This window comes from Paraburkholderia sediminicola (assembly GCF_046027825.1).
In the GTDB taxonomy this organism is placed as follows: Bacteria; Pseudomonadota; Gammaproteobacteria; order Burkholderiales; family Burkholderiaceae; genus Paraburkholderia; species Paraburkholderia sediminicola_D.
The window spans coordinates 1-7384 of sequence record NZ_JAQQDU010000177.1 but is presented as its reverse complement, the minus strand read 5'-3'; the positions used below and the strand labels follow the sequence as shown (position 1 = coordinate 7384).

The window sequence follows — 7384 nt, the reverse complement described above, 5'->3', positions numbered from 1 at the left end:
TAAGGGTTGAGTTGATTCACGAGCGAATCTCCAGCTCTTCGAATCGTTTCCATTTGTAAAACGCGATCGACAATAGCCAGCTCGCCAGAAACACGCCGATGATCACGTAGCCGATCATGCCGAAGTTGTCGTTCAGGCTCCCCACCGCTTGCCAGAATCCGCCGCTCAGATGCAACTGGCCGCCCAGCAAGCCGAGACCTTCTATGGCGCCGACAATGAGCGCCACCAGCACCGAGATCGATGTGATCGTGATGTTGTAGTAGAGCTTGCGGACCGGTTTCACGAAGGCCCAGCCATAGGCGCCCAGCATCAGGATGCCGTCAGTAGTGTCGATCAGGGTCATGCCGGCGGTGAACAACACCGGAAACACCAGAATCGACCAGATCGACATGCCTTGCGCGGCGCCGGCGGCCGAAATACCGAGCAGCCCGACTTCCGTTGCGGTATCGAAACCCAGCCCGAACAGGAAGCCGAGCGGATACATGTGCCAGCTCCGGGTGATGAGGCGAAAGAGCGGCCGGAAGATCCGAGCGAGAAAACCGCGATTCGCGAGCAGCATGTCGAGATCTTCATCGACATAAGGTTCGCCCCGGCGTACACGCCGAAAAGCACGCAGCACCGAGCGCAGCACGATCAGGTTCAGGAGCGCAATGGCAAACAGGAAGAAGGTCGATACCAGCGTGCCGATCACGCCGCCGATTTCCTTCATGCCGTCCATCCGGCTTTGCAAGGCCATGGCGGTCGCAGCAATGCCGATCGTCGCCAGGATCACGATGGTGGAGTGTCCGAGCGAGAACATCAAGCCGACGGTCACTGGCCGTTGACCGGATTGCATCAGCTTGCGCGTGACGTTGTCGATCGCCGCGATATGATCCGCGTCCACCGCGTGCCTCAGACCAAATGAATAAGCGAGCAGACAGGAACCCAGCAGCAGCGGAAAACCGCGAAACGCAATGAGGGCCACCACCCATGCCGCAATATTGAAACTAAGTAGTAACGCGTAGACCCACGCGATTTCACGGCGCTGGCCGCCGCGTTGCGCCCCCTGGAGTGCCTTTATAAACTCCGACATGTGCTCTCTCCCGGGTGGCGAAGATTATTGTGTCAGCGCGCAAAGGCGCCCATTGCCTGTTTCGGATCATAGTACTTCTCACGCGTATTTCACGCCCGTGCGATTCCCTTAGCGGACAGACAATGGTCTATCGCGAATCCTTGCCGGCAAAGCGCCGGTTATGCCGGACATTTCACTAATACGCTGCGGACAGTAGACAATGCCCCAACCCGGCCATCGGCAAGGAGTGTCAATGAAAGCGCCTCGCTCGCGTCTCCCGCATTTTCCCGGCGATCATTCGCATGCGGAGTGGCGCGATCACACCTTGCCTTACGTCATCGTGGCCGCGCTTGTCGTGCTGATGGTCACGCTGATCGTCTGGCTGGTCGATCCGGCGCCGCCGAAAACCATCACGATGAGCGCGGGCCCGCACGACAGTTCGTTCCTCGTCGCTGCCGATCAGTACAAGACGATCCTCGCCCGCAACGGCATCACGCTGAAGGTGCTGGAGTCCGATGGCTCCGTACAGAATCTGCATCGGCTGCTGGACCCGAAACAGCATGTCGATCTCGCGCTCGTGCAAGGTGGCGTGACCGACGGGCTCGATACCTCATCACTGATGTCGCTCGGCAGCGTTTTCTATATTCCGGTGGTGGTGTTCTATCGCGGCACCGGTATCGGTGAGCTTTCAGAACTGGAAGGTAAGCGGATTGCAATCGGCCGCGAAGGCAGCGGCACGCGCCTCCTGGCGCTCAAACTGCTGGAAGCAAACGGCATCGAACCGGGCGGCGACACCGTGCTGGTGCCGAGCGATGGCTTGCAGGCCGCCACGCAACTCGTGTCGGGCGACGTCGACGCCGCAATCCTGAACGGCGACTCGGCCACGCGCGGCTTGATGCTGCGGCTTCTGAGAGTGCCCGGCATCTCCGTGATGGATTTCAGCGAAGCCAGCGCCTATACCCGCATCTTTCCCTATCTCGACGAGATCGACCTGCCGCCCGGCGTGCTCGATCTCAAGCGCAGAATTCCGCCCGACACCATCCATCTGATCAGCCCGACGGTCGAACTCGTCGCCCGGAGCAATCTGCATCCGGCCATTTCCGACTTATTGATCGAGGCCGCGCAGGAAGTGCACGGCATGCCTGGGCTGTTGCAGCACGCGGGGGAATTTCCGAGTCCGGTCGCCCATGAGTATCAGATCAGCGAGGACGCACAGCGCTACTACAAGACCGGCAAGAGTTTTCTATACCGCACGCTGCCGTTCTGGCTTGCGAGCATTGGCGACCGCACGCTCGTGCTGCTGCTGCCGATGGCGGTGCTGCTGTTTCCGGCGATGCGCCTGATCCCGGCACTGTACCGGTGGCGCGTGCGCTCGCGGATCTATCGCTATTACGGTGCGCTGATTGCGATTGAGCGCGGCGCCCTCGCCGACTCGAGCGATGCGGAGCGCAAGCAGCTTTTCGCGGAACTCGATCAGATCGAAGCGTCGCTTAACCGCCTGCGTATGCCGCTTGCATACGCCGACGCGTTCTATGTGCTGCGCGAGCACGTCGGCTTCGTGCGCGACCGGCTGGCGGCGGCGCAAGGCAGCCACCCCTAGACGGGGCGGCGGGTTTCGTTACGCTTCGGCGGTCGCCGACGGTGCTGCTGGCGGCGTTGTCGACGGCGTTGTCGATTCAGCGGCCGGGGTGTCCGTCGAGGTGGCCTGCGGCTGGCTTGCTGTGTCACCTTGCGGGGTGGCCGCTGCTTGCGCTGCTACATCACCTTGCGAGGTGGTCGCTGTTTGCGCTGCTACGTCGGCTGAAGCGGCCGCGGTGGCCGAATCAGACGAAGCATTGGCGGATGCGTCCGTTGCCGAAGCTGCGACTTTCGCTGCGCCCCGGCCCGCGCGATGCGCCTGCAGACGTTGTGCGCCTGCCGCTTCCTGCGCCGTGACCTTGCCTGCTTCGCCGCCCGTCAGATCGACGCGCGCGGCGCCTTCGACGAGACTCTTCCAGTAGCGGCTGCCACGGCACCACGTCTTGATGGCGTCGCGCAATTCGGCTTCGCTCAGCGACAGCTCCTTCGCGTGAACCACGAGGTCCTCGAAGATGCCGACCTTGAGCGGCAGCTTGGGCGCCGGATTCTTCGGGAATGCGTTCGGGAAGCGTTTTTGCAGCCGACCGATCGATTTCACCACCGGGTCCACGGGCCTTGCGTCGGCTGCGGGCTTGGCGTTGGCCGTGGGCCTGGCGTCGGCTGCGGGCTTGTGAGCGGGCGCGCCACGTCGCGGCGGCGACGGCTTGCGGACAGGCTTCGCGCCGGGCTTGGCCGCAGGCGCAGCTTCGGCGCGTGCCGCAGCCAGTTGCTTCTTCAATTCAGCGAGTTGTTCGAAACCCATAGCGCACAATCGATCGAGAAAGACAGGATTGTAGCAGCGTGTTGAAACGCGCTCACGGCGCGTGGTGATGGGGATGTATGCCGGCAGCGCTGAATGTTCTGTTGTGGCACGATTAAATTCGAGATTTTCCCTGCTATGTCCCCCCGCTTTTGCGGTTTATGGGGCTCACGCAGATCCGGTACTTTTTTTGCGGTTTGCGAAGGATGAGGGTCTTGATCGTTGTTTTTTTGCCTGCGCGGCGCTTTTTGTCTGTTTGCCTACGGCGTTGGGATTTGCCTGGTTTGTTTGCCTTCGCGGCGCTTGTTTCGTCTGTTTGCCTATGGCGTTGGCCTTTCCTTGAGTTCGTATTGGTCTATTAGTGTTGCCCCTGTGCGGGGCGGCACTTACTTTCTTTGCCGCCGCAAAGAAAGATAAGCAAAGAAAGCGGCTCAATCCGCTAATTCTTAAGCGGGTCCCTCGCGCAGCCACGGTAGTGGTGCATCTGGAATCCGTGCCCTCGTACATTCGGCGTGAGTGACAAAGGTGTCATCAGCTCCCACTCCGCACTACGTGCGTCGCGGAGGCGTCTGCGTAGGAAACCAGCGGCTTCGTTTGGGCGCAGCGGGGACCATCGACTTCGCCCCGGCGAAGCGCTCAAACTCTCAAAAGGCAAGTTCCATTAGCGAGTGAAAGTGCAAATACGTAGTCCGAATTAAATGCCTCGCCTCGCCTCGCCTCGCCTCGCCTCGCCTCGCCTCGCCTCGCCTCGCCGTGGCCGTGGCCGTGGCCGTGGCCGTGGCTGTGGCTGTGGCTGTGGCTGTGGCTGTGGCTGTGGCTGTGGCAACAATGATGAGCCAAGAATCTGAGCAAAACGCGAGTGCTAAAGCGTGCAGCCGGTTGAGTGAGGTACGCTTCGGCGCGCGCAGCGCCGCCGGATGTATGACTGCTTTGTCACTTGCGCCGAATGTGCGAAGGCGCGGATTCCAGATGCACCACTACCGCGACTGTGCAGGGGGCCCGCTTAGCAGGGGGCGAGCCGCTTTCTTTGCTTATCTTTCTTTGCGGCGGCAAAGAAAGTAAGTGCCGCCCCGCACAGGGGCAACGCTAATAATCCAATATCAATTCAAGGAGAGGCCAAAAAGCCAGATCAAGGAAAGGCCAACGCCGCAGGCGACCAGCCGAACACACGCCGACCGGGCAAACAAAACAAGCAAAGCCCAACACCACAGGCATACAAACGAACAAGCGCCGCGCAGGCAAAAAAAACCTCAAACCACATCCCCAAACCCGCCCACCCGGGCCCCCAACCCCCGAATAGCCTCAGCGACCCGAGGCGACAAGAGCGCCTCCAACTCATCCACATGCCGATACTCCCGCATCCCCTGACTCAAAACCCGATCGCCAGCAAAAGCAGGATGACAATAAATCTCCCCCACGCCAGTGGGCAAATCGGCAAGTGCGGCAAGCCACGCCGCCTCATCCATCCGCCCACTATTAGCAATCCCAACAACATAATCGTTATGCGCAATCCCAGCCCGATCCAATCTCGCCCGCACCCGTGAAATCCACGGCCGCAACCACAGCGGCGCGCTCACCTCGAACGGCAAACGCATCGCCCGCATCCCATACTCGCGGCCAATCTCCAGAATCAACCCAAGCACCGTCGGATGCAAATGAAAATGCTTGTGCGTGTTGACGTGATCGAGCGTCAAACCCGTCTTCGCAAACGCCTCGAACTGCGCTCGAATCTCGCGCGCCAACTGTTTGCGAACGTGCGGCAAAAAGAAAAACCGCACCCCGTCCCGCACCATGTTGTCGCCAAAGCGGCCATGCTCGTCGAGCAATGCGGCAATCCCGGCGCGCGGCGTGACCGCGTCACCGTCGGCAAGCACCAGATGCAAGCCGACCCGCAGCTCCGGCAGTGCGCGAGCACGCGCCACCGCATCATCCGCGGCAGGTGCCCCAATCATCAGGCTCGCGGCCGTCAACACGCCGTGCCGGTGCGCCTGCTCGACCGCCAGATTCACCCGTGAATGCAGGCCAAAATCGTCGGCAGTGACGATCAGCCCACGTGGCTTAGCCGCCATCCGAAGTCTCCATGACATCCATCACGCGCAGCGCCGCATCGCGCGTAGTCGATGCAGTCGCCACGACCGGCACGCGTGCCCCACGCCACATCACATGCGAGCCGAACGCGCCCGCGAGCCATTGGAACGCCAGCAAGGTATCGCGCAACGGCACGAGCGGCAAGTCGCGCCAGAAAGTGCGTTCATGACGCGCGGCACGTAGATGCAGCAGCATGCGCGCGGCAAAACCGGCCGCCGTACTGGCGCCGCTCGCCAGCGCCGCCCACAGATGCACGCCGTCGAACGGACCGTTGACGAGGCCGCTGGTGAGCCATGCGCCGGCAATGAGCCACGGCGTCGGGAACGTGATGATCAACGACGCGAAGCCAGGCGGGTTCACCGAGCGGATCGTGCGCAGCCAGCGCGTTTCACGCTGCCACAAGGCTGAAAAGGTCGGCTCGATGACATCGGTGGCCACCATCACGCGCGAAAGCACCGTGCGAAGCCCGAGCGCGCGCACGTGTTCGGCGAGCCAGTAATCATCCGCGAGACAATCTTTCAACGCGTCGAAACCACCAATACGCTCGAGCGTCGCACGGCGCAACGCCAGGGTCGCACCAAAACCGAAGCGGCGCGAGCCGACCGCATGCGCGACGCGCACCGACGGCGCGAACCATTCGTTGATGAACAACGCCCCAACACGCGGCCAGAAACCGCCGACACTGTGCGCCACGTAGAGACAGGTCACCACCCCCACGCGCGGATCGGCGAGCGGCGCCGCTACGGTGTCGAGATAATCGGCTTCGACAGCGATATCGCTATCGGCGATCACGATCACGTCATGACGCGCCCGTGCCGCCATGTTGATCAGATTGCTGACCTTGAGATTGCTGCCATGCACGCGCGTATCGACCGCAAGATCGATGTCGTGCCGCGGGTAAGCAGCCTGCAAACGGCGCACCACGGCAATCGCCGGATCATCCGGCGAAGACACACCCAGCACGAGTTGGAAATTCCCGTGGCGCTGGTCGCAGAAGGTTCTGAGATTCTCGTAGAGACGCGGCTCGGCGCCGCACAGCGGCTTAAGCACGCTGACGCCGACACGGGCAAAAGGCACCTGAACATCTAAAGCCCTGCCGGAGTCACTCGCAGCCGCTGCCACTCTGGCGGCGCTCCCGCGACGCGCCGTGAAAAACGGCATCGCCACCGCTGCCAGCATCGCGTAGAGCGAAGCCGGGACGCAGCCGGATAACAGGATCCATTGCCATGCTGCCAATGCGTGCGCCGCCATCGTCCGCGTCCGTCAGTGCCCAGCCAGCACGAACGGTCTGCCCGTAAAGCGCAGATGAAGAACAACGAACCAGCGCTGCGGGCAATCCGCCTCAATCAGAACGGGCCGGCCGGCACGCGTTGCGTAGCGACCCTGAATAGCGAGGTCGAAAGCGGCGTGTGCGATCTGCCGCATCACGAGGACGCCACTCACGATCAGCGCGAGCGCAAGGAGCTGGAAGCTTGTGGAACTGAAGACCTGTTGGGAAACCGGTAGGACCAGCAGTGCCAGCAATGCGAGCACTTCGGTACCCATGGCCGTAAGCGAAGCCGCCATCAGATGGGCTCGCAGCATGTCGACGGTGAGAGGCTTCATGGCGTGATCTCGTGGCCTGAAGAAACGCACAGCGACGAGCAGCGGCGCGGTTTGCGGGGCAATGCGCCGGCAAAAAGCGCCGGCAGAAGCGCCGGCCGTACATTCAATCGATGTGCTTACGATTAAGTTGCGATGTTCTGACAACTCGACGTAGTTTCGCGCGCTCGTGTCGGCCACGCGACAGTAACTCACAGTAATCAATTCAGGGGCGATGGTAGCGATTCTAGCTGAAGGAAACCTTAAGGAAGAAAGCGGTATAAAGG

General features: G+C 61.6%; 6 protein-coding genes. 1 reads left to right on the top strand and 5 read right to left on the bottom strand.

Features of this window, described 5'->3' with window-relative positions:
• Positions 1 to 16 precede the first annotated feature (16 nt).
• Complete coding sequence (locus PQQ96_RS41120) at positions 17 to 1072, bottom strand: HoxN/HupN/NixA family nickel/cobalt transporter (protein WP_408303010.1); 1056 nt, start codon at positions 1070 to 1072, stop codon at positions 17 to 19.
• A 232-nt stretch (positions 1073 to 1304) separates the two neighbouring features.
• On the opposite strand from PQQ96_RS41120, the gene PQQ96_RS41115 reads away from it, so the two are divergent.
• Positions 1305 to 2651, top strand: a complete 1347-nt coding sequence (locus PQQ96_RS41115) for a TAXI family TRAP transporter solute-binding subunit (protein ID WP_408303008.1) — start codon at positions 1305 to 1307, stop codon at positions 2649 to 2651.
• 18 nt (positions 2652 to 2669) lie between these two features.
• Here the strand turns inward: PQQ96_RS41115 and PQQ96_RS41110 are convergent, their stop codons facing one another.
• The 4 genes from PQQ96_RS41110 to PQQ96_RS41095 all read right to left on the bottom strand — a co-directional run bounded on the left by PQQ96_RS41110 (position 2670) and on the right by PQQ96_RS41095 (position 7121).
• Entirely contained in the window at positions 2670 to 3431 is a 762-nt protein-coding gene (locus PQQ96_RS41110; RefSeq protein WP_408303006.1) for a ProQ/FinO family protein, read from the bottom strand.
• A gap of 1247 nt (positions 3432 to 4678) precedes the next feature.
• The gene (gene hpnK, locus PQQ96_RS41105; protein WP_408303004.1) at positions 4679 to 5497 is read right to left on the bottom strand and encodes a hopanoid biosynthesis-associated protein HpnK; all 819 of its coding nucleotides are present in this window, start codon (positions 5495 to 5497) and stop codon (positions 4679 to 4681) included.
• Positions 5487 to 6767: a bacteriohopanetetrol glucosamine biosynthesis glycosyltransferase HpnI gene (hpnI, locus tag PQQ96_RS41100; RefSeq protein WP_408303003.1), complete on the bottom strand. Its 1281-nt coding sequence runs from the start codon at positions 6765 to 6767 to the stop codon at positions 5487 to 5489. The genes hpnK and hpnI overlap by 11 nt, the downstream gene beginning before the upstream one ends.
• 12 nt (positions 6768 to 6779) lie before the next feature.
• Positions 6780 to 7121 carry a hypothetical protein gene (locus PQQ96_RS41095; RefSeq protein ID WP_408303001.1) on the bottom strand — a complete coding sequence of 114 codons (342 nt, stop codon included), beginning with the start codon at positions 7119 to 7121 and terminating at the stop codon, positions 6780 to 6782.
• Between the last annotated feature and the right edge of the window lie 263 nt (positions 7122 to 7384).

Coding starts and splice junctions, on each gene's coding strand:
- PQQ96_RS41120 (WP_408303010.1), bottom strand. CDS start 1,072: ATGTCGGAGTTTATAAAGGCACTCCAGGGGGCGCAACGCGGCGGCCAG.
- PQQ96_RS41115 (WP_408303008.1), top strand. CDS start 1,305: ATGAAAGCGCCTCGCTCGCGTCTCCCGCATTTTCCCGGCGATCATTCG.
- PQQ96_RS41110 (WP_408303006.1), bottom strand. CDS start 3,431: ATGGGTTTCGAACAACTCGCTGAATTGAAGAAGCAACTGGCTGCGGCA.
- hpnK (WP_408303004.1), bottom strand. CDS start 5,497: ATGGCGGCTAAGCCACGTGGGCTGATCGTCACTGCCGACGATTTTGGC.
- hpnI (WP_408303003.1), bottom strand. CDS start 6,767: ATGGCGGCGCACGCATTGGCAGCATGGCAATGGATCCTGTTATCCGGC.
- PQQ96_RS41095 (WP_408303001.1), bottom strand. CDS start 7,121: ATGAAGCCTCTCACCGTCGACATGCTGCGAGCCCATCTGATGGCGGCT.